Source organism: Vibrio sp. 779(2023) (genome assembly GCF_033344285.1).
GTDB classification, from domain to species: domain Bacteria; phylum Pseudomonadota; class Gammaproteobacteria; order Enterobacterales; family Vibrionaceae; genus Vibrio; species Vibrio alginolyticus.
On record NZ_JAWPOM010000014.1, the window covers coordinates 100,169 to 122,106 of the forward strand.

A 21,938-nucleotide genomic window follows, 5' to 3' on the forward strand; every position below is an offset into this window, starting at 1 on the left:
ATTATTCATTGTTATTTAGAAACTTGACCCAGGTTGTTGCAAAAATGCTAACTCTTCAGGTGTGCTTTCTCTACCCAAGATGGCGTTGCGATGTGGGTAACGTCCAAACTGGTCGATGATGGCTTTGTGTTTTAGCTCAAAATCGTAGTTATTTTCAAGCCCTGATGCGCGAAACAATTTTTCAGCTTGGACATGAATGAGGCGAGATTCGCTGTGCATAAACGGCATGTACAAAAAGCTTAGCTGCTCAGGCGCTAATTCTTTGTCGTAACCTAACCGAATTGCCTCTTGAGCCAATGCTAATGCGAGTAGGTCTTGTGCAAACGCTTTTGGGGTGTTGCGATACACATTACGTGAAAACTGGTCGAGGACGATGATTTCGGCCAATCGTCCTTGTGCGCTGTTACGCCAATTAAACAGTTCACAACGAGCGGCTTGTTCTAATACCGAGGCAAATCGCGATGCAATACACTTGTCCAGTTCTGGGTTGTTTTCAAACCAATTTTGGGGCGATAGCTCCTCGAACCAAAATTTGATGACTTCTTGGTACATGGATCTTCCTTCTTATTGCATATTAGCTAAAGAATAAAAAGCCAGAAGGCGAGCTCCTGGCTTTCTGCGTGTTATCGACCGTAAGTCTCTACGATGTAACGTTCAAAATCGTCACACATTTGTTCGTCAGAGATGGCGTTGCTTGCCAGCTCTTTACTGCCGTCGACGACTTTAATCGCGGCGTTCAGTGAAGCGACTGATGCTCGCTCTCGCGTCGCAAGTGAGTCGATTTTCTTCTGCTGCACTTCCCATGCCTGTTCTGGCGACAGGTTACACACGTCTGCAAGGTATTTGGCATTGAAGCCTTCGCCAGTCAGGCTGACAATGGTTTCGTTGTGCGACAAGTGATTGCCTGCGTGCCAGTAGTGTTTTGCCAGCAGTGGGCCAATTTCTGGGTTATCCGTCAGGTAACCAAACTTCTCAAGGAAGTATGCACGGGTCTGATACACCGCCATGTGCGCGAGTAGATAACCTTGATACGCACAAGCCGCTTCGTCGGATAGCAAATGTGGAATCGCCATCAGTGGGCGAGGGCTGCATTCCAAACCAAGGATCTGTTTTTCACAATCGCGAGCGAGCTTAGTGATGCGCTCTGGCGTTAACTCGTCATCGCTCAATTGATACAACGCGCGCTCAAAATATGGTACAACCAAGATGCTACGTTCTTCATAAGCTTTGAATGGCTGACGGCTGTTGATCATTGCTTGAATAATCTCATCAGGCACAGAATTCCCTTCATCATCCAGTGCGTACTGTTTTAGCCAATCGGCATCGGTTAACAGGCTATCACAGAACATCGACTGAGTTTCTGCATAAGCCATTGACGTCGGCGCAAACTCCTGCGAGAAACAAGGCGCGTTCATTTTTACGTTCGCAAAGTGTGCTGCGTGGCCACCTTCGTGGAACAGCGTGTTAATGCCATCGTAGCCGCTGCCCACTTGGTCTGGTTTGGCATTACTGGTGAAGTTCACCTGCGCTGCGACCCATTCGCCTTGATTATAGAAAGAAGGGATAGGGCCGTGGCAGAACCCATTCGGGTACTTACCTTTGCGATCTAGTAAATCCAGCGTTAGCGTCGCGCCAGAGTAATCAATATTTAGGCGACCAAATGATTCTACCCAGCGTCTCAGAGATTTTGAGAACGGCACGTATGGGTCAAGGTCACGCATAACGTTACCCGCGAATGAGTAAACAAAGTTGTAGCCTGCTAGTGCGCTTGCGCCTTTCTCTTTCGCCAAGTTTTCTAAGCTGTTTAGGTGCGCATCTCGCGTGCGTTGTTCGAAATCTTCCAAAATCTCGAATAGCTGCTCAGTGCTCATCTTTTCCGTTTTTTGCACGGAGTAATCAAAGAAAGTCGCATAACCCAGTGAGCGAGCGAACTGGTTGCGCAGTTTGATCAGTTCAATAAAGCCGTTTTGCAGTAGCCATTGTTCAAGGTTCAGCAACGCTTGATGAGCCGATTGGCGAACTTCTTCATGATTGCTGGTGCGAATGGTTGAGCTTAATACTGGAAGTGAACCTTCTACTTGCTCGCCGTTCTCATCGGTAAATGTTTGTACGTGGTTCTGTTTTTTCTCGAAGAGCTCAGCTTCAAAGGCAATGAGCTGATTTTTCAACGCTTGTGCTTTTTCGCCCTCGATAGCGTGAGATTCAAACATCGCCAGCCAACCAGATAGACCCGTAATGGTTTGTTGTTTCTCTTGTGGGTCGGTAATTGAGTCCGCGGCTTCAAGCTGTTGTTTGATGGCAGTAATTTGCTCGGCGTTGCTTAAAAAGCTTGTCCATGCCGTTTGTGCTTGCGTCGAGCCATCATGGTCATCGCTGATCCCCATGTAAGTTTCCCAAAAGAAATCTTCTTTGGTGCGGTGAATCGCAAGGTAACGTTGATTGAGGTCGTTGAGGTAATCCGTTGCGGTCATTTTGATCCTTCAAATGGTTTCGTTATGTAGACAGTTGATTATTGCACGCTTGGTCGCGAGAAAGGAACGCTAATCTCATTTGTCGATTTTGCATCGCGTAAAGGTGATTTTACTATTTGTTTACATTTGGGTGAGTTAATAGGAGTTATGAGCTTGCAGTGTTAAGACTGGTATGGAGTTTACAGTTTATTAAGTAATTAATCTGCGGTGCGCTATCGATGATCCTTATCAGGTGTAATAAGATTTCCATATCGTGGCGATACAGTTGGAAACGATATGATAAATAAGACAAAAGTTACGTTATTGGCGGTAGGTACGATTTTAGTTGGATGTTCCACAGTCGTGCCACCAAGAAATGATGCGGTTGAAAGCATTCAACAAAAGTGTTCTGTGATTTTAAGCAATGATGTTGCGGGCGATCAGCGCTGGCAGACGTACAACGGCTTGCTTGTAGAATATGCCGTGCATGGCGTTAAGAGTCAGGCACAACTGGAACGTTTTGAAGCGTTTGTGCAGAGAGTGCAAGATGATGAGTCTGGACAGTTAGTTACTGAGTTGATTGAGGTCACCGACTGGGGATGCTCAAACGGCAATTATCTTGAAGAGATCAGCTTGTTTATTCAAGAAGTTCAGAAGTAAAAAACCGAGCGTTAAGTCGCTCGGCTTTTCTGTTTGTGGAACGCTTTTGTACGCTGGTTAGTCAGGACGTTTACTCCTCTGGATACTCGCCCATACCTTGCGTTTTACCTTCCGCTTTCCAATGCTCTCCAGGGGCAAATGCTTCATCGCATAAATCTACGGTGTAGCCCATTTCTGTGATTTCCTTCAAAGTGAGGTTATCAGCAATATTTGCAACTTCCCCCGATTTATTCCGTAACTCCATGTTGATCTCTCCTCTGTAGGTAGACGAGTGGCATCAATGCACAGTGAAGAATGCATTGGTAACCTTTGTTCTAAGTATATAACCCTCTGCTAAAAATGAAGGTTTAATCCACTTTTTAAATATGGTTAATTGGATAATGCTTTGAGCTGCTTCCGTTATTTAGAACCGCAGCATCGCGATAGTTCGCCATTTGTGATTTATTGAGTGATTAAACGGTCAATTTGGAAACTCGAAATGGTGATTCTCGACCACGCTTTAGCACAACAAATTGTTGATCGAACCATGTCCATCATTGGTCACAATGTGAATGTGATGAACTCGGCAGGCATCATCATTGGCAGTGGCGACCCTAAACGTGTTGGGCAAGTGCATGATGGCGCGGTATTGGCGCTGAATCATGGCGATTCGCTAGAGCTTAATGAGCAGCAATGTTTGACGTTGCAGGGTGTCAAACCCGGTATCAATATGTTGTTGAAATTACATGGCGACGTGGTCGGTATTGTTGGCGTCACAGGCGAGCCGGAGAAAATCCGAGATTTTGCAAAACTGGTTAAAATGACCGCTGAACTGACAATCGAGCAAGCCGCGCTGGTGGAAAAATTTCAGTGGGACAGACGTCATCGCGAAGAGTTTATTCTGGCTTGGATCAATGGCAACTTGACCGATGAAGAGCTGAAAGATTGGGCGATGCGTCTTTCTATCGATGTTACTCAACCACGGGTGGCAACGGTGATTGAAGTCTCGACGCCGTCCGCCTCGAAAAGCATGAAGAGTGTGCGCAATATTGTTGAGCTGCTTGAATACCCAGAGCGTAACAACCTAGTTGCGATTGTCTCGGTGAATGAAATTGTGGTGTTGAAACCGTGTCATTCCGCCAAGCAGTGGGATAGCCAAGTTGAAAGTGAGCGCATTGATAAGTTGATGTCGCGTTTAAGCGATCACGATTCGCATACGTTTCACATTGCGCTAGGGCAGCTGTTTAATGAGCCTAAAGATGTCGCGTTGTCATACCAAAGCGCGAAGCAGGTATTAGCTATTGGCAAGCAGTTCTACCCAGAGAAACGTAAGTACCTGTTCGATGAACTTCGTTTGCCTGTTTTGTTAGCACCGTTGGCGGATATTTGGCAAGGTGAACAAATTATTGATGGTGTGAAACGGTTGAAAGAGAAAGACAAATCTGGGCAATTATTGAAAACCCTAGATGCACTGTTTGAATGCAATGGCAATGTAACAGAATGCTCTAAAATGCTGTTTATTCACCGGAACACTCTGCGCTATCGGTTAGAGAAAATCACCGAGATAACAGGGCTACCAACCACCAATTTTGTGGGGTTAGCGGAGCTTTATATTGCGACTCGGCTCTCAAAAATGTCGTGATGTTGTGCATTTGCACAATACGCGTTATTTTTTGACCACATCATTTGTCACTCCGCCTAAAGGAATTCGAAAGCAAACGATTAATAATTCATGCGTCCCTACATGTTGAGTGAGCCAACACTGACTCGCTCAGCAAAATAAGAATAAATGGAGTTATCATGAACCTTATATTAATCCTGCTTGGGGTGATCGCATTTATTGTGCTCACGACCACCAAATTCAAATTACATCCCTTTTTAGCGCTGATCATCGCGGCGTTCCTTGCGGCATTTGCTTACGGCTTACCGGCAGATAGCATTGCCAAAACCATTGCTTCTGGCTTTGGCGGCATCCTTGGTTACATTGGTTTGGTTATCGTTTTAGGTACCATCATCGGTGTTATTTTGGAAAAAAGTGGTGCAGCGATCACTATGGCCGATACGGTCATCAAAGTGTTGGGTGAGCGTTTCCCAACATTGACCATGAGCATCATCGGTTACATCGTTTCTGTTCCGGTATTTTGTGATTCAGGCTTTGTCATTCTGAACTCGCTCAAAGAATCACTCGCGAAGCGTTTAAAAACTTCAAGCGTTGCGATGAGTGTGGCGTTGGCAACTGGCCTATACGCAACGCACACGTTTGTGCCGCCAACTCCTGGACCGATTGCCGCTGCGGGTAACTTAGGCCTGGAATCTAACCTTGGTTTAGTGATTGGTGTGGGTGTGTTTGTTGCAGCGGTTGCGGCGTTAGCGGGGATGTTGTGGGCGAACCGATTCCAACATGTTGAACCAGATGGCATTGAAGCCGCAGAAGAAATTCAGCAAGACTGGCAAGCACTCAAAGCGTCTTACGGCAAATTGCCAACGGCGAGCCAAGCATTCGCTCCTATTTTTGTTCCTATCTTATTGATCTGTTTTGGCTCTATCGCGAAATTCCCAAGCCTACCGCTGGGCGAAGGTTTTGTGTTTGATGTTCTGACTTTCTTAGGGCAGCCACTAACGGCATTGGTGATTGGCCTGTTCCTTTCTGTTCGCCTACTCAAATCAGACAACAAGATTGAAGAATTTGGCGAGCGAATCAGCCAAGGTATTACGGCTGCTGCGCCTATTCTTTTGATTACCGGTGCGGGTGGCGCATTTGGCGCGGTATTAAAAGCCACGCCGCTAGGTGAATACTTAGGTACGACGCTATCGGCGCTGGGCGTGGGTATTTTCATGCCATTTATCGTTGCGGCTGCGCTAAAGTCGGCGCAAGGTTCATCAACGGTTGCATTGGTGACCACATCGGCTTTGGTTGCGCCTATGCTTACGCAATTGGGGCTCGATTCAGAAATGGGCCGCGTATTAACGGTGATGGCGATCGGTGCTGGTGCGATGACGGTTTCTCATGCAAACGACAGTTTCTTCTGGGTAGTTTCGCAGTTTAGCCGCATGTCGGTGGGCTTAGCGTACCGCGCGCAAACCATGGCTACGCTCGTTCAAGGTGTCACGGCAATGGCATTGGTGTACATTTTGAGCCTCGTTCTCTTATAAGTCTCTGGAAATACGTATGAAAGTGGTAATTGCACCTGATTCATTTAAAGAAAGCTTAACCGCCAAACAAGTGAGCGAGGCGATCAAGACGGGGCTTGCTCGCGTATGGCATGATGCTGAGTTTGTTACGGTTCCGGTCGCAGACGGTGGCGAAGGCACGGTTCAATCTTTGATAGATGCAACTCAAGGCGAACAAGTCTTCACAACAGTGACTGCGCCATTAGGGAATGATGTTGAAGCGTTTTATGGCATCCTCGGCGACGGCGAAACTGCGGTTATTGAAATGGCGGAGGCCAGTGGGCTACACCTTGTGCCGAGTGACGCTCGCGACCCAAAACTGACCAGTAGCATTGGTACCGGACAGCTGATCAAACACGCGCTAGACAGAGGCATTCAACGTTTAATCATTGGTTTGGGCGGCAGCGCTACCAATGATGGTGGCGTGGGCATGTTGACCGCGTTGGGGGTGGCGTTTCTTGATGAATCTGGTCATGCAATTACCCCAAATGGAGGCGGGTTAGCGGCGCTTGCGTCCATCGATATTTCTGGTCTTGACCCTCGTTTAGCAACTTGCGAAGTGTTGGTAGCGTGCGATGTTGATAACCCACTCTGTGGTGACAAAGGCGCGTCGGCTATCTTTGGCCCGCAAAAGGGAGCGACCGTATCAGACGTTACTCTGCTCGATAACGCATTGCGCAAGTTTGGCGAGTTGACGGAACAAGCGACGGGTAAGCATGTACTGACTCGTGAAGGGGCGGGTGCTGCTGGTGGTATGGGTGCGGCCTTGCTCGGGTACACGCCAGCACGTTTGCAACCGGGAATTGAGATTGTGCTTGAAACGGTCAAACTTGCTCAGCATGTTGCGGATGCGGATATCGTATTTACAGGCGAGGGTCGAATCGATCATCAAACCGCACATGGCAAAACGCCGATGGGCGTTGCTCAGGTCGCCAAGCAGTGTAATTTACCAGTCATTGCATTAGCAGGCTGTGTGGGCGACAACTATCAGGCGGTTTATGAGTGCGGCATTGATGCGGTGTTTGCTTGTGTACCAAGGGCGATGAGCTTACCTGAGGCCATGAAAGAGGCCGACGTCAACGTTGCTAACTTAGCCGAAAACGTCGCGAGAATGTGGCAAATTAAGTCGCACTGAAGGCGATGACGATACGAAAAACTCCACCTTTGCGTGGAGTTTTTTGTTGTTACGTGTTTGCGTGTGTAGGCATAAGTTCATTTAGCAAGAGCGAGTTAACAGGCATGCTTTGCTATCAATTTTGCCAGTGTTTGCATCGCTTGACTCCAATCGGTTTCATGACCAAAGTTTGCCACGCTGAGGCGTACGCAATGCCGATATTGCCCTTGAGTGCCAAATACGGTGCCGGGAAGTAGGCTGATTCTGTGCTTATTGCATGCTTGATACAACGCATAGCTGTCCGTGTCTTCGGGCAGTCGCAACCAAAGTAAGAACGAGCCTTGTACGGCGTTGATCTGGTATCGATTTTTTAGAGGTTCGTATTCATCCAAGTATTGATGAAGCATCTGGATAAATCGTCGCATGTTGTTTTGATAAACCCGACCCATTCGCGCAGTATGCGTTCGATACTTGCCTGACGTTAGAAACGTTGCCACGGCGGATTGCATCAGGTTCAAACTGCCCATGTTCTCACACAGTAGATATTGTTCAATTTGATCTCGATATCGCCCCGCCAACATCCAACCAATTCTCAAACGCGAATCGAGCGTTTTGGATAACGAATTCACGTAAATTACGCGTTGCTTGTCATCGAGCAATCTCAAGCTTGGCAACGGCTTATCATAACTTAACCCGCCAAACACATCGTCTTCGATAATAGGAATATTGCCGGACGCCAATAGTAATTGTTGACGCTTTTCTAGCGGCATCATGGCACCAGTTGGATTGGTGAAGTTTGGCGTTACGATGATCGCTTTTATGTCCCATGTCGCCATTGCTTTTGCTAAGGCTTCGGGGCACATACCGTCGCGCGGGCAACTCGGAATTTCCACCACTTTGAGGCCGAGTGATTCTAGCATCAATAAGTTGCCAAAATAGCAAGGGGACTCCACCGCGACGATATCGCCTTTTTGTGTCGTTGCGCGCAGCGCTAGGCTAATGGCTTGTTGCGCGCCGTGCGTCACCATGATCTCATCCAACTTGGCTGGCGTGCCCAAATCTTGTGTGATTTTCGCCAGTTGTTTGATTAAGAGGTGATCACCGGGTGGTAATTGGTAATGGCTCGGTACATGCGTTTGCTGGCGGCTGTGGCGGCCGATCTCGGCGTACAAGCTTTTGATCGCGGGGGAGTCAATGTTTGGGTGGGCAGAACCGGTAGGCAAACGCTCTTGGTATTCAGGATAAGTAAGGATTTCTTTGCAGATCGAGAGCAAATCTACACGAGTCGGATCCGGAATTGAGCGAGAGGTCGGCAAGGCGATTTTCACTCGATAACCCGATTTGGGAACCGAGTACACCAAGTTTTGCGCTTCCAACTCTTGATACGCACGAATCACGGTGTTTTTGCTGACGCTTAATTCTTGGCTCAACGAGCGAATGGAGGGCAGTCGATCATCCGCCTGATAAACGCCATCATTAATGGCTTGTTTGAGGTGTTTTTCCACCACGAGGTACTTATTCCCTTCACTGCTTCTCAATAAATCTGTACCCATAAAAACACTTCCATCTGTCACTTTTTGAAAACACTGTACCTAATTACATTAGCAGTATCTCAAAACATAAAACAAGCGTGAGTGAGGCGAACATGTTAATCCGAGCCATCCCTTTTGTATTTGTCATCCTTTGGGCTTCTGGATTTGTTGGTGCGCGTTTTGGTTTGCAATATGCCGAGCCAGCGACACTACTTTCTATCCGTATGGCATTCAATGTCTTACTGTTTTTGGTTCTTGTGGCGGTATTGCGTAGAAGGTTGCCGACAGGAACAGATTTTTGGCACAGCTGCGTGGTTGGGGCGTTGATACACGGTTTCTATCTGGGCGGTACTTATTTCGCTATCGCCTTGGGTATGCCTGCTGGGTTGAGTTCGTTGCTGGTGGGTATTCAACCGATTTTAACCGCGGCTTTGCTGGTGGCGTTTGTTCGTGAGGAATTTAAACCCTCGCAATGGTTGGGTTTGGCTCTTGGTTTTGTCGGTATTGCTATGGTGTTGATGGGCAAAATGGAGTGGCAATCCGAGCAGCATAAAGTGTTGGCCATTGGTTTGTGTTTGTTGGCTTTGGTTGGTATCACGCTAGGGACGCTTTATCAGAAAAAACATTGCCAACAAGTGGATATGGTGGGTGGTGCGACGGTGCAATATTTGGCCGCGCTCGTCATGTTTCTGCCCGTTGCGATGCAGTTTGAAACCATGCAAGTGCAGTGGGAACTGGAGTTTATTTTGACCGTGTTGTGGTTGGTCGTCGTGCTCTCTTGTGTAGCTATTCTACTGCTGCTGTACATGGTTAAGAACGGTGCTGCATCGAGCGTAGCTTCTGTATTCTACCTGGTGCCGCCAACGACGGCGATTCAGGCTTGGCTCGCGTTTGGAGAGTCATTTGATTGGATGGGGATTTCTGGTTTCGTACTGGCAGCTACGGCGGTGTATTTGGTGGTTAAAAAGCCGGATCTGACGATAAAGAAATCGATTCAAACAGAATATACCTAAATTGGGTAGGGACATTTGCGTATCAGTGGGTACAATCTGCTTCATCTTAATCCGTGGAGCAGAATGATGAAGGTAAAGCCAGATCGAATGACCGCCATGCGTAGCATCATCGAGCAAGTAAAAGCGGAACTACCAATTTATGAACCAGAAACGTTTGTATGTGGACCAGAAGGGCAGTGCATTGGCTGTCCGAAGAAATTGTTGGAAATGGTCGATTCAGAAGTCACTTATTGGGAGTCAGCCATGGAGCGCGGCATTGTTCCGCAGTTCGATGAGATTCGTCGTTTTGGCAAAATGTGCACGAATGTTCGTCGTGGTCTGGTGCGAAATAATGTGCCTTTACTCAGTAACTAGAGAGTAAAAACCGTCTAATATCTGACACATAGCGTCGTTTTGTTACACTGCTCTTTGGCTGCTGTTCTCAAGTTTGAGTGGTGTTTGTCTCTTCTTACCCCTTAAGCCTTTAATCGTAAGAAATTGGCGATATATTGGCTCGGTCTCACATGGATGTGGGGCTATTGTCTTGGGCTAGTTGAGATAAGAAACGTGAAATCAAAGGGATTTACGCTGATGGAAATCACCATAGTGCTTACCACTTTGGCTTTCATCGCATTAGCTGCTTTACCAGTATTACTCGATATTCATCGCCAAGCATACGCTGCGATGCTGCACAGTTCTCAGTCTTCTTTGGGTACGGCTCTCAAATTCTTTCATGCTCAATCAGTGATTGATAACGCTTACGGCCAAGAGCACGTTCACTACATTGACCGACATGTCAAAACACGCAAAGGCATGCCAGAAGCGAGTGCCGATAGTATTCGAGCTTTGTTAGAAATCGATCTACCAGCCAGAGGTTATTCGAAAATTGACGTGCCGTGCAAAGGCAGTGATTTTTGCATCATCGGTCAGCAGCACCCAAACAGTGCTCATTTTGTCGCTATTCCTGATTATCAGTTCTTAGATAAATCGGGTGTTGATCGCGTGGTGTACATTTGGCCGCAAGGTTACACACTGGCAGAAGAGGCATGCTATTTCTACTACGTGAATCAAGCCTCTAACGATTCAATTGTTCGAGGGCATGTGACGCAAGGGTGTTAACCCCGAATAAGTGTTGCGAACAACGGTTATCGTGACTCTACAAATCTGGGCTTTTCGAACGGCTTTGCGCTTTATACAATATCATTTTTTGACTCATCAAGACTTTACCATTTGGCAAGGTCACTTCCCCAAGTTCCCCCTGATGTTCAAATCCAAACCGTTCATACAAAGCAATCGCTGGTGTGTTGGTTGTGTATACGTAGAGTGCGATTTGGTCGTAACCAAATTCCCAACCACGTGCGATCGCGACAGCCAACAGTTTTCGCCCCAATCCTTTGCCTCGGTAGTTTTTGTCGATGTGAATACCAAGAATACCGACGCGAAGGCGTTGCTCTCTTTCGTAACCGCACATCTCAGCTGGGTAGATTTCAACACTACCGATAAGTTTTTGGCGGTCAAACGCGACAAACTGAGGGATGGACTCGTTTTCCACACGTTGCAGGATTCTGCGAAGCGTTGCGTTATCGGGTGCTGGAGAAATCAAAAATTCCCCTTCGGAGTACACTCGATTCCACAGCGCGGTGAAGCGCGCGATATCGCTCACCTTGATGGATCTGATTTGCATTCATCTTCCTTGATTAGTGCAGGTTAGTAACGGTTAGGGGATAAGCTCAGATAAACAACGAATTTGGTTAGGAATGGCTTCGGCTGGTGCATCAGCGCCCGTTGGGTTAAACCAAATTGTGTGTACGCCCGCTTTCATCGCAGGGTAAATATCTTTGTGAGGTAAATCGCCAACCATGGTTATTCCACTCACGTTAACCCCTAACTGTTTTGCAATGGCGAGATAAAACTCAGGTTGGTTTTTAGCGATGCCGAGGTTGGCAAAACAAAAATAGCCATTTAAGTATTGGTCTAAGTCGACGCGAACAAATGCACGCTGAACCTCTTCCATGTTGGAATCAGATGCACTGGTCGCAATGTAGATGGGATGATTTTGGGAAAGTATTGCCAGTGTTTCTCTGGCTTGAGGAACTGCTTCTACGTGTTCCCAATCGCACATTTTTCCTTGTGCCTCAGGGAAATCTACCATCAAGGTGTTCCCCCAATCGAAAAGATAAATCATGTTCGAATCTCCTTATCCGCACATCATATCGTCTTTTTCTAAAATTAGGGGGTAAATTGCTTCGATAAATACGATTTAGGTGGGTTTAGTCGTGAAAAGCGCTTAATTGTCGTTATCGTTACAAATGTTTCAGCATAATGCGTGAGTTAGTTTTAAAACCTTGATTATCGTAAAAGCGCTGTGCTGGCTGATTGAATTCCATCACTTCCAATCGAATTTGTGTGGCATTGGCGTCGCGCGCCCATTGCTCACAGGCTAGGAGCAGTTGGCGGCCGATTCCTTGCTGCTTTTGCGCTTCATCGACAACAATTGTTCCCACGCGACAAATTGGGTCTTTGATCAGAAAACTGACGGTGTCGTTTTGGGTGATCATCGCGGTTAAGAAGCCGAGAATTTGCTGTTCGCGTTCGGCAATCAAAAAGAGTCGCTCTTTGTTCTCTAGTGCTTGTGCAAGAAATTCTCGATCAGCTTCTGATGGCGCAACAAAGGCTTCTGGCGCATTCGCAAAATGCAGTGAGTTAATTTGAAAATTAAGCTGAAAAATTTCGTCTAAATCATCGGGAATCGCTTGTCGGATATGGACTTGCATTCTATCTACCCCCTGCAATATCGATAAATGATCCTGTGACATAAGAGGCTTCGTCACTTAATAGCCAAGCGATCGCATTTGCTACTTCTTCTACCGTGCCACCGCGTTTAAGAGGAATTTGAGGGCTGAGTCTATCTACTCGGTTTGGTTCTCCGCCGTCGGCATGCATATCAGTGTAAATGAAACCAGGTCGAACGCCATTGACGCGAATATTGCGCTCTGCCAACTCTAGCGAGAGTCCTTTAGTTAAGGTATCCATCGCGCCTTTTGATGTGGCGTAATCGACATACTCAAATGGCGCGCCTGAGCGCGACGCTCCAGAGGAGACATTCACAATTGCACCGCCTGCACTGAATCGCCTCGCCGCTTCTCGACAGCAGAGAAAACAGCTATTCACATTGGTGTTCATTACTTTCTGAAAGCGTTCCAAGCTAATTTCTGACAAAGGCGATTGAGTAAATAGGATGCCAACGTTGTTGACCAAGTGCGTCACTGCACCAAATTCACGTTCTGTTTCATCAAACAAGGAGAGCACTTGCTTCTCATCGGCTACGTCTGCGGCTATGGCAATCGCTTTGCCACCGTTTGCTTGTATTTCTGCCACAACTTGGTCGGCGGCCTCTTGCTGAGTGCGGTAATTAACGCAAACGCGATAGCCTTGCTCGGCCAGCTTTTTCGCCGTTGCGGCTCCAATGCCTCGGCTTGCGCCGGTAATGATGACTACTTTATTCAAAATACGTCCTTATTTTTGTAGTGAGTAGATTTTATCGGCGTAGGGTTTGCCACCAATTTGGTATGCGTCTGGAATGACCTCAATGAGTTCGAAACCACATTTTATCAGGACACGCTCTGACGCAATATTGCCTTCAGTGACCGTCGCGGAAAAGTGGTTGATGTTATGTGTCGAGGTTGCCCAATATAGAAGCGCTTGAAGAGTTTCTGTTCCAAACTGTTGGCCATGAAATTCCGGCAAAAGTAAGTAACCTACCTCTGCCTTACCGTTTTCAATAGCAAAGCCAGTGATGCCGATGGGTTGTTCAGATTGCTTATCGAGTATTACAAGGCAAAGCCAATGCTGGCTATTTGGGGTCCATGGTAATAATCGCGAAGCAAATTTTTCTCTTATTTCTGTTTCGCTGGGACGATCGAAACAGAGCGCAATAACCTCTTGTTCGGAGAGTAATCGTTGAAAGAGTTCCCAGTCACTGGCTTTGATGGGTCTTAATTGGCTTCTGTGCGTCTCGATATAAACTGACATGCGTGTCCTTACTGCATCAATGTGGAGATTCAGTCTCTCATCCTCTTATCTGTTTAATCAAATAGTTGCATTCAGAAAAGTGATTTATGTGGTGAATGGTTGGCTGGGTAATGGATTATTGCCATATATTCATCTTTGAGATGCAAATAACAAAATTTCATACTTGAGGCATACAGAGCAACACGGAAATGATGTGGATCAAGAGAGAACTACCCATAAAGTAGTAATTTGCGACCTATAATTACATTTTATTTGGAAGTGTTGCTAATTATGTCAATAAAAAAACGATATGTTGCACTGCTGGTTGCTGCCGGCATTGGTGTGGGCTGGTTAACTTTGGGGGGGAGTGCGGCAGTAATGCATTACACCTCAGATACTGAATTTTGTCTCTCGTGCCACTCTATGGAAACCCCTTACAAAGAGTACCAAGGCTCAGTGCACTTCAGTAATGCGAAAGGCATTCGCGCGGAATGTTCTGACTGTCATATTCCTCAAGAACCAATGGATTACCTGATCACCAAAATTCGCGCGTCGAAAGACATCTACCATGAATTTGTGACAGGTAAGATCGACACGCCAGAGAAATATGAAGCACATCGTAAAGATATGGCTGAAACGGTATGGGCTCAGTTCCGTGAAAATGATTCAGCGACGTGTCGTTCGTGTCATGATTTCGATGCAATGGAAGAGTTTGAGCAATCACGTGATGCGGCGAAGATGCACGCTTACGCGAAAGCAAACGATCAAACGTGTATCGATTGTCATAAAGGTGTGGCGCACTTTGCACCAGAAGCAGAGCTAGACAGCAAGGCATTTGAAACGTTGATGAGCTTCACCACAAAAACATCACCTGGTGCCAAAGTCGTTTACCCTGTGACTGAAATCGCAATGGGTGAGATGGGTAAAATTAACCCAACGACGAAGTTGGAAGTAATCAGCTCTGAAGGCGACAACCGCACTGTTAAGTTGAACGCATTCCAAATGAAAGGCGCAGAGCAAGTGCTTTACATGGGAGAAGGTCAACGTGCCATCGTTGCAACGCTAACAGAGCAAGGCCAACAAGCGCTTGAAACTGGTGAATTTGAGGCAGATGTTTACGGCAACGAATGGCGCGCGGTTTCTCTAACTGGCGCTATTGATTCTCCAGTTGTTGACACGCTTGAACCAGTATGGTCATACGCAGAAGAGTTGGACAACGTTTACTGTGCAACTTGTCACGCGAAAATTCCTTCAAATCACTTCACAGTGAATGCATGGGGACCGGTAGCGAAAAGTATGGGTGATCGAACTGATATTTCAGCCGAGAACCTAGAAATTCTAACCAAGTTCTTCCAGCACCACGCGAAAGATGTGGTTGGTCACTAACGATAAATAGAAGGATAAGATTATGACTAATATGACCCGTCGCGGATTTCTAAAAGGCACTGGTATGGCGGCTGGTGCAATGGCATTCACTTCATTTGCACCTATGTCTGTTGCGTCTTCAAACCAGCGTGGCAAGGGCATTTTGACAGCGGGCCGCATGGGCCCAATGTTATGTGAAGTGAAAGATGGTAAGTTGGTTTCGACTACTAATGCTCTTCCACAAACTGTACCAAATAGTCTACAAACTACTGGGCCTGACCAAGTGCATACCAAGGCGCGTGTGAAGTACCCAATGGTACGTAAAGGCTACTTGGCAAACCCATCGTCGCCAGAAGGTGTGCGCGGTAGTGATGAGTTTGTGCGTGTGTCTTGGAATGAAGCTTACAAGCTGATCCACGAACAGCACATGCGAATTCGCAAAGAATACGGCCCGGCTTCTGTGTTTGCAGGCTCTTACGGCTGGCGTTCAAGTGGCGTGCTGCACAAAGCACAAACCTTGCTGCAACGTTACATGAGCATGGCGGGTGGCTATTCAGGTCACTTGGGTGACTACTCAACGGGTGCTGCGCAGGTCATCATGCCGCACGTTGTGGGCTCTATCGAAGTGTACGAGCAACAAACTACGTACCCAGTGGTATTAGAGCACAGCGATGTGGTTGTGCTTTGGGGCTTAAACCCGATCAACACTCTAAAAATCGCGTGGAGCTCAACAGACTGTGCTGGTCTTGAGTTCTTCCATCAATTGAAAAAATCAGGCAAGACGGTCATTGCGATTGACCCTATTCGTTCTGAAACCATCGAGTTCTTTGGTGAGAATGCGGAGTGGATTGCTCCTCACCCAATGACCGACGTGGCAATGATGATGGGCATCGCACACACCTTAGTGAAACAAGGTAAGCACGATAAAGCCTTCCTCGATAAATACACCGCAGGTTACGACAAGTTTGAAGCGTACCTGATGGGCGAAGAAGACGGCGTAGAAAAATCAGCAGAATGGGCATCACAAATCTGTGGCGTACCTGCGAAGCAACTTGAGCTACTGGCTGACATCTTCAGTAAAAACAGCACCATGCTGATGGCGGGTTGGGGCATGCAGCGCCAACAATACGGTGAGCAGCGTCACTGGATGCTGGTTACACTGGCAACGATGTTGGGTCAAATCGGTTTACCGGGCGGTGGTTTTGGTTTCTCTTACCACTACTCAAACGGTGGTAACCCTGCTCGTGATGCTGGCGTACTTCCTGCGATTTCGGCATCGCTGGGTGGCGGCTCTTCTGCGGGGAACGACTGGGCGGTGTCTGGCGCGGTGCAAAGCTTCCCTGTGGCGCGTATCGTCGAGGCGTTGGAAAACCCAGGTCAATCCTACCATCATAACGGTCATGAACTGACGTTCCCGGACATCAAGATGATTTGGTGGGCCGGTGGTGCGAACTTTACTCACCACCAAGACACCAACCGTTTGATTAAAGCGTGGCAAAAGCCTGAACTGATCGTGATTTCAGAGCCTTACTGGACGGCGGCTGCGAAGCATGCGGACATCGTTCTGCCAATCACCACATCGTTCGAGCGTAACGACTTAACGATGACAGGTGACTACAGTAACCAACACTTGGTGCCAATGAAGCAAGTGGTTGAGCCGCAAGGTGAAGCGCGTAATGACTTCGATGTATTCGCGGACATGGCAGAGATGCTAGCTCCGGGTGGCCGTGACGTATACACTGAAGGTAAAACCGAAATGGAATGGCTGTACGGCTTCTACAAGGCGGCGCAACAAGGTGGCCGTGGCTCTCGCGTAGCAATGCCGAACTTCAGCAAGTTCTGGGAAGATAACCAACTGATCGAGATGAAGTGGAACGAGAAGAACGCACAGTTTGTTCGTTACGCAGATTTCCGTGAAGACCCGATCATGAATCCACTCGGTACACCAAGTGGTAAGATCGAAATCTTCTCGAAAACCATTGAAGGTTATCAGTTGGAAGACTGTCCTCCACACCCAACGTGGATGGCACCAACCGAGTACACTGGCAATGCAAAAGACGGCGAGTTGCAGCTAATGACCGCGCACGCAGCGCATCGTCTACACAGCCAGTTTAACTACGCGAAGATTCGCGAAGAGTACGCAATTGCAAACCGTGAACCTATTTGGATTCACCCTGAAGATGCGAAAGCGCGTGGTATTAAAACGGGCGATTTAGTTCGTGCGTTTAACAACCGTGGCCAAGTATTGGTTGGTGCAGAAGTGACTGACCGAATCAAGCAAGGTTCAGTGTGTATTCATGAAGGCGGCTGGCCGGATCTGGATCCGAAAACCGGCATTTGTAAGAACGGCGGTTGTAACGTGTTAACGTTGGATATTCCGACCTCTCGACTTGCAAACGGCTGTGCGGCGAACTCGGCGCTGGTTCGTATTGAAAAATACACTGGCCCAGAATTAGAACTAACAGCGTTTGAACCACCAAGAAATGGTTAGAAAAAAGTAGCGTTTTAAAGCAAGAAGCCAGCGAATCGCTGGCTTCTTTTTTATCTAGTAATCGTTCACATTAGCGCGAAGCGAGAGAAACAAATGGCATCTGTTTCTTAATTTGAAATGTCGGGAGTAAAGTAAATACAATCGCGACAAACAAGACTGAGCCTATTAAATCTTCAGGGCGATGCATCCCCAGCCATAAGCGGCTATATGCGACGCTCATTCCCCACATCCATAATGACAGTGCAGAGATATAGCACTTGTTCTGTAAGAACAACCCGCCAAAGAAAGCCAAACAAATCGAAACGAAAATCGTATGGCCGGATGGGAAAGAATAGTCTTTCTCGCCTTGCCAATGGCGCGTTCGCCAATCACTGACGTGTTCAGAAATCTGGTTAATTACGTTGGCTTGCTGCTTTGTATCCAACTGATAAAACGCGTCTGGGTGCTCAATCAATTGTTCTGCTGCGAGCAATTCCGTGTAGGGACGCGGGCTTTCTGTCATCAGTTTTAGCCCCGTTTTGCTGGCAAAACCAATCACCAGTAACAACCCTAACATTGAGAGTTTTTGTATCCACTCAATGCGACTTGGTTTAAAGCGAAATAAAGAAAGCAGTAGCAGTGTTAACGTAATTAAAAAGCCTTTGCTACCAGCAGAATCTGTGAGCAAAGTAAAAGTAATACCCAGACTTTCCGGCACCTGTGAAGTGAGATTGTGATAAGAGCCAAACAGCGACATTGGGATGATGCCAAGAACAAACAAGGCGAGCATCATCAATCCATATTTTTTGGTTTTCATTGAGAGCGTTTTGTTTTTATTGAGGGTTATTCAACCACGTGAAAATAAGGGGCTTATCTTACGTTATCTGGCGTGAAAAACTTATCAACGCTCTGTCAATTCGAGCGTGAAAGTGACATTGCAGCTCTTCGTTGTGAAAGGAGAGGTTGTTGAAAGTACTGAAAGGCAAACGCGCTCATCCATAAGCGCTTTGTTCAGGCGTGAGCAAGGTTAGCTCATCAACCCTAATAAATATTCCGATGCGGCTTTTGGATCTTCTGCGTGGCAAATCGCTGAAACCAAAGCTAAGCCATGAACACCAGTGGCGCTGAGTTGCGGAATGTTACTTTCGTTAATGCCGCCAATGGCAACAATCGGCAGTGAAGTCGTCTCTAACGCCATCTTCAAGCCATCAATACCCCAGAACTTCTTGGTGTTGGTTTTGGTCGGCGTCGCGAAGATTGCGCTCAAGCCGATGTAATCAATCGGAAGAGAGTCCGCTTCTGCAAGCTGCTCTTCATTTTCGATGGATAAGCCGAGGATTTTGTTTGGTCCAATCAACTCACGAGCGATAGTTGCGGGCATGTCTGATTGCCCGAGGTGAACCCCATCGGCATCAACTGCCAGTGCAACATCAGCGCGGTCATTGATGATCAAAGGCACATTGGTATCTTTAAGGATGTCTTTCACGGCTTGAGCACGTTCGATAAACGCACGCACATCGCCGTGTTTTTCGCGGACTTGTACCATGGTCACGCCACCTTCCACGGCTTTTCTCACAACACGCTTTAGTGTGGCTAAATCTTGTTGGTCATCGGTGACCAAATATAAACGATAGGCGTTCATTTTGTTTCCTTTGGGCCTCTCATCTACAGGGAGTGAGAGGCCGGTATTTGTTAGAGAAAGCTTAACTCACTTGGAGTTTTAGGCGTTTTGCCAGTGTTTCTTCATCCAGTTGGTAAAGCTCATCCAACAGGTTCATTTGCAGACTGCCTGGCCCTCGCGCTTGCTCAGCCGCAATTTCACCCACAACGCCCAGTACCGCCGCGGCAGCAAGTCCGGAGTGATCACCAACAGCAGCGAAAGCACCCGTCAGTGCCGTTAGTGTGCAGCCCATTCCGGTTACGTATGGCATCATCTCGTGACCGTTGTTTAGCTGCACAGTTTGCTCTTTCGTGATGATGTAATCAGTCTCGCCAGAAATCACCACACTTGCACCATACTCTGAAACTAAGAAGTTCGCTGCGCCAAGTGCTGCGTCGCTGCTGTCTAACGCATCGACGCCTTTGCTTTGTGCTTGTTCGCCAGCGAGACCGATGATTTCTGAGGCGTTACCACGAATGATCAACTTGTCGGCAAGGCGTGCGATCTCACGTGATGTCTCGGTACGTAGTGAGCTTGCTCCGCAACCGACAGGGTCGAGTACAACGATTTTACCGTTGGCATTGGCTTGCTCTACGGCATAGCTCATGCGCGGTGTCCAAACGCTGTCTAAGGTACCGATGTTGATAACCAGTGCGCCAGCGAACGACATCATCTCTGCCATCTCTTGTTTGGAGTGCGCCATGATTGGAGAAGCGCCGATCGCTAATAGTGCGTTTGCTGTGTTATTCATCACCACGTAGTTAGTGATGTTGACGACTAACGGCTTTTGCTGGCGTACTGCGGTTAATGCTTGGGTGATTTGTTCAATTAACATGAGACTCTCCGATTAATCTTGCTGAGCGTTCAGACCTTGTTGCCAGAATGCTACTTCCATACGCGTTGCGGTTTTGAATACCTGAATCAGGTTTTGACCGCGCTGGCTGTTGATATCAATTTCTGCTAGCAACTGATTAAAGTGTTCTGCCCCTTTTGCGACACCAGATTGGAATTCCTCACCACCGTAGAGGTTGATCCAACTTGCATATGGGTTGCCTTCGATTACGGTCTTTTCATCTTCAATCAGCACCTTACCGATTACGGCATAACCGATGGAGCATGGCGCTAGTGCCGCGTATAGATCAACAAGATCGCCCGTCATGCCAGCATCTAATACGTAACGGGTGTAAGCCACAGTGCCGAAATCTTCTGGCTCGTTTTCTAAGTCGGATTCTGTCAGTCCCCATTGCTCACAGTAAGTCACGTGGTGGGCGATTTCAGAATCGAGCAATGCGTGTACGCTTGGTAGGGCACGGCGCATGTCATCCAAAGTACGTGCTTTGTAGATCGCTAATGCGTAAGCTCGTGCGTACTGCTTTAGGAAAAGAAAATCCTGCTTTAGGTAATGCAGAAAACAAGGCTGAGCCAGAGTGCCTTGCGCCAATTGCTGCACGAAAGCATGCTCAGTGTATTCTTGCCAATCTTGGCGGCAAGCGTCGATCAAATCTTGGTATTTCATTATGAGTATCTCGTTATCAAAAGACCCTAGGCTTAGATCCTAAGGTCAGTAGAATTAGTCAAAGCTCGGTACGTAATCTTTCGCTTTTGGCAGTGTTTCGATGATGTTTTGTGAATACATGAACTGCGCATAATCATCGTAGCGTTTCAGATCTACTGCGGATGGACGAAGAGCGAAACGAGTTAGCGTGTCGTTCCAAGCGCGTTGGTTAAGCTCGTTGTTGAGCGTGTCTGGTGAATAAGCCACGAACTCTTTCCACGACTCTTTTGGATGGTTAACGATGTAAGTGGTCGCTTGCTCTAGTGCTTTGTTGAATGCCTTGATGGCTTCTTTGTCGTAGTTTTTTGCATTGGCTACGAAGACTAACTCGTCATACGCTGGCACGCCGTGTTCTTCAGGGAAGAAGGCCTTAGCTTTATAACCTTCTAGTGCCAGTTGGTTGGTTTCGAAGTTACGTAGACCGCCCCAAATCGCATCCACCTTGCCAGACGCAAGAGACGAAGACAGCGCCCAACCTACGTTGATGATTTGTACGTCAGAAAACTTCACGTTTTCTTGCGCTAGCATGGTGCCGATTGTCGCTTCTTCGTTGCCTGCGATCGCAATACCGATCTTCTTGCCTTTCAAGTCGCCAAGGTTTTCATTCTTACCGTTGTCCAACACCATCAACGTGTTGAGTGGCGTAGCAATCAAAGTCGCAGAGCGGATTAGTGGCAAACCAGCCGCGACATCGATGGTCAGGCTTGGTTGGTAAGAGATCGCCATGTCGACTTTACCCGCCGCGACCAACTTAGGTGGTGTACTTGGATCTGCCGGCTCTTGAATGTTGACCTTCAAGCCTTGCTCTTTGAAGTAACCACGTTCTTTGGCAATCACGATAGGACCATGGTTTGGATTGACGAACCAATCCAACATCAGTGTCATCTCTTTTTCAGCGGCAAGCACGTTGGTTGATACCACTGAAGCGAGTAGAGCAGCAGCGCTCATAAGTTTGTTTTTATTCACGGGGTTCTTCCTT

Annotated in this window: 23 protein-coding genes; 9 read left to right on the top strand and 14 right to left on the bottom strand. The window is 47.4% G+C overall.

Annotated elements, in window-relative coordinates; genetic code table 11:
* Window positions 1–15: 15 nt before the first annotated feature.
* Both R8O70_RS17280 and R8O70_RS17285 read right to left on the bottom strand, forming a co-directional pair.
* The gene (locus R8O70_RS17280) at window positions 16–552 is read right to left on the bottom strand and encodes a DUF924 family protein (protein ID WP_115386904.1); all 537 of its coding nucleotides are present in this window, start codon (window positions 550–552) and stop codon (window positions 16–18) included.
* 71 nt (window positions 553–623) lie between these two features.
* Window positions 624–2,471, bottom strand: a complete 1,848-nt coding sequence (locus R8O70_RS17285; RefSeq protein ID WP_225473553.1) for a M3 family metallopeptidase — start codon at window positions 2,469–2,471, stop codon at window positions 624–626.
* 276 nt (window positions 2,472–2,747) lie between these two features.
* Here R8O70_RS17285 and R8O70_RS17290 point away from each other — a divergent pair, with 276 nt between their 5' ends.
* Window positions 2,748–3,110 carry a hypothetical protein gene (locus tag R8O70_RS17290; RefSeq protein WP_258625306.1) on the top strand — a complete coding sequence of 121 codons (363 nt, stop codon included), beginning with the start codon at window positions 2,748–2,750 and terminating at the stop codon, window positions 3,108–3,110.
* Window positions 3,111–3,180: 70 nt separating this feature from the next.
* Here the strand turns inward: R8O70_RS17290 and R8O70_RS17295 are convergent, their stop codons facing one another.
* A complete protein-coding gene (locus R8O70_RS17295) occupies window positions 3,181–3,354 on the bottom strand; it encodes a hypothetical protein (RefSeq protein WP_005374332.1) in 174 nt (57 codons plus the stop codon).
* Window positions 3,355–3,588: 234 nt separating this feature from the next.
* Here R8O70_RS17295 and R8O70_RS17300 point away from each other — a divergent pair, with 234 nt between their 5' ends.
* The 3 genes from R8O70_RS17300 to R8O70_RS17310 all read left to right on the top strand — a co-directional run bounded on the left by R8O70_RS17300 (window position 3,589) and on the right by R8O70_RS17310 (window position 7,395).
* A complete protein-coding gene (locus R8O70_RS17300; protein ID WP_258480366.1) occupies window positions 3,589–4,731 on the top strand; it encodes a sugar diacid recognition domain-containing protein in 1,143 nt (380 codons plus the stop codon).
* Window positions 4,732–4,889: 158 nt separating this feature from the next.
* Window positions 4,890–6,242, top strand: a complete 1,353-nt coding sequence (locus R8O70_RS17305) for a GntP family permease (protein WP_017634362.1) — start codon at window positions 4,890–4,892, stop codon at window positions 6,240–6,242.
* Window positions 6,243–6,258: 16 nt separating this feature from the next.
* The gene (locus R8O70_RS17310; protein WP_042522351.1) at window positions 6,259–7,395 is read left to right on the top strand and encodes a glycerate kinase; all 1,137 of its coding nucleotides are present in this window, start codon (window positions 6,259–6,261) and stop codon (window positions 7,393–7,395) included.
* A gap of 95 nt (window positions 7,396–7,490) precedes the next feature.
* Here the strand turns inward: R8O70_RS17310 and R8O70_RS17315 are convergent, their stop codons facing one another.
* Window positions 7,491–8,927, bottom strand: coding sequence for a PLP-dependent aminotransferase family protein (locus R8O70_RS17315; protein WP_258480619.1), 1,437 nt, complete (start codon window positions 8,925–8,927; stop codon window positions 7,491–7,493).
* Between the two features lie 92 nt (window positions 8,928–9,019).
* Between R8O70_RS17315 and R8O70_RS17320 the strand changes: the two genes are divergently transcribed.
* The 3 genes from R8O70_RS17320 to R8O70_RS17330 all read left to right on the top strand — a co-directional run bounded on the left by R8O70_RS17320 (window position 9,020) and on the right by R8O70_RS17330 (window position 11,017).
* Window positions 9,020–9,919 (top strand): DMT family transporter, encoded by a 900-nt coding sequence (locus R8O70_RS17320; RefSeq protein WP_213873622.1) that lies wholly within the window; start codon window positions 9,020–9,022, stop codon window positions 9,917–9,919.
* Window positions 9,920–9,985: 66 nt separating this feature from the next.
* The gene (locus tag R8O70_RS17325) at window positions 9,986–10,273 is read left to right on the top strand and encodes a hypothetical protein (protein ID WP_005374318.1); all 288 of its coding nucleotides are present in this window, start codon (window positions 9,986–9,988) and stop codon (window positions 10,271–10,273) included.
* A 153-nt stretch (window positions 10,274–10,426) separates the two neighbouring features.
* Entirely contained in the window at window positions 10,427–11,017 is a 591-nt protein-coding gene (locus R8O70_RS17330) for a type II secretion system protein (protein WP_225455765.1), read from the top strand.
* 37 nt (window positions 11,018–11,054) lie between these two features.
* Here R8O70_RS17330 and R8O70_RS17335 read toward each other — a convergent pair whose 3' ends face one another.
* The 5 genes from R8O70_RS17335 to R8O70_RS17355 all read right to left on the bottom strand — a co-directional run bounded on the left by R8O70_RS17335 (window position 11,055) and on the right by R8O70_RS17355 (window position 13,930).
* Window positions 11,055–11,582, bottom strand: a complete 528-nt coding sequence (locus R8O70_RS17335; protein WP_064369517.1) for a GNAT family N-acetyltransferase — start codon at window positions 11,580–11,582, stop codon at window positions 11,055–11,057.
* Between the two features lie 33 nt (window positions 11,583–11,615).
* Window positions 11,616–12,083 (bottom strand): HAD family hydrolase, encoded by a 468-nt coding sequence (locus R8O70_RS17340; RefSeq protein ID WP_258480627.1) that lies wholly within the window; start codon window positions 12,081–12,083, stop codon window positions 11,616–11,618.
* Between the two features lie 118 nt (window positions 12,084–12,201).
* Entirely contained in the window at window positions 12,202–12,672 is a 471-nt protein-coding gene (locus R8O70_RS17345; protein WP_025768770.1) for a GNAT family N-acetyltransferase, read from the bottom strand.
* Between the two features lies 1 nt (window position 12,673).
* A complete protein-coding gene (locus tag R8O70_RS17350; RefSeq protein WP_104980318.1) occupies window positions 12,674–13,405 on the bottom strand; it encodes a glucose 1-dehydrogenase in 732 nt (243 codons plus the stop codon).
* 9 nt (window positions 13,406–13,414) lie between these two features.
* The gene (locus R8O70_RS17355; RefSeq protein ID WP_025768771.1) at window positions 13,415–13,930 is read right to left on the bottom strand and encodes a GNAT family N-acetyltransferase; all 516 of its coding nucleotides are present in this window, start codon (window positions 13,928–13,930) and stop codon (window positions 13,415–13,417) included.
* A 270-nt stretch (window positions 13,931–14,200) separates the two neighbouring features.
* Between R8O70_RS17355 and R8O70_RS17360 the strand changes: the two genes are divergently transcribed.
* A complete protein-coding gene (locus R8O70_RS17360) occupies window positions 14,201–15,295 on the top strand; it encodes a NapC/NirT family cytochrome c (RefSeq protein ID WP_017634357.1) in 1,095 nt (364 codons plus the stop codon).
* A 22-nt stretch (window positions 15,296–15,317) separates the two neighbouring features.
* Complete coding sequence (locus R8O70_RS17365) at window positions 15,318–17,765, top strand: trimethylamine-N-oxide reductase 2 (protein WP_318184281.1); 2,448 nt, start codon at window positions 15,318–15,320, stop codon at window positions 17,763–17,765.
* A gap of 70 nt (window positions 17,766–17,835) precedes the next feature.
* Here R8O70_RS17365 and R8O70_RS17370 read toward each other — a convergent pair whose 3' ends face one another.
* The 5 genes from R8O70_RS17370 to R8O70_RS17390 all read right to left on the bottom strand — a co-directional run bounded on the left by R8O70_RS17370 (window position 17,836) and on the right by R8O70_RS17390 (window position 21,925).
* Entirely contained in the window at window positions 17,836–18,561 is a 726-nt protein-coding gene (locus R8O70_RS17370; protein ID WP_005374297.1) for a phosphatase PAP2 family protein, read from the bottom strand.
* A 210-nt stretch (window positions 18,562–18,771) separates the two neighbouring features.
* On the bottom strand, window positions 18,772–19,386 hold the full coding sequence (gene thiE, locus R8O70_RS17375; RefSeq protein ID WP_258625296.1) for a thiamine phosphate synthase: 615 nt from the start codon (window positions 19,384–19,386) through the stop codon (window positions 18,772–18,774).
* A 61-nt stretch (window positions 19,387–19,447) separates the two neighbouring features.
* Window positions 19,448–20,239 carry a hydroxyethylthiazole kinase gene (thiM, locus tag R8O70_RS17380; RefSeq protein ID WP_005374295.1) on the bottom strand — a complete coding sequence of 264 codons (792 nt, stop codon included), beginning with the start codon at window positions 20,237–20,239 and terminating at the stop codon, window positions 19,448–19,450.
* Between the two features lie 12 nt (window positions 20,240–20,251).
* Window positions 20,252–20,920 carry a thiaminase II gene (gene tenA / locus R8O70_RS17385; protein ID WP_005374294.1) on the bottom strand — a complete coding sequence of 223 codons (669 nt, stop codon included), beginning with the start codon at window positions 20,918–20,920 and terminating at the stop codon, window positions 20,252–20,254.
* A gap of 54 nt (window positions 20,921–20,974) precedes the next feature.
* Window positions 20,975–21,925 carry an ABC transporter substrate-binding protein gene (locus R8O70_RS17390; protein ID WP_005374293.1) on the bottom strand — a complete coding sequence of 317 codons (951 nt, stop codon included), beginning with the start codon at window positions 21,923–21,925 and terminating at the stop codon, window positions 20,975–20,977.
* Window positions 21,926–21,938 lie beyond the last annotated feature (13 nt).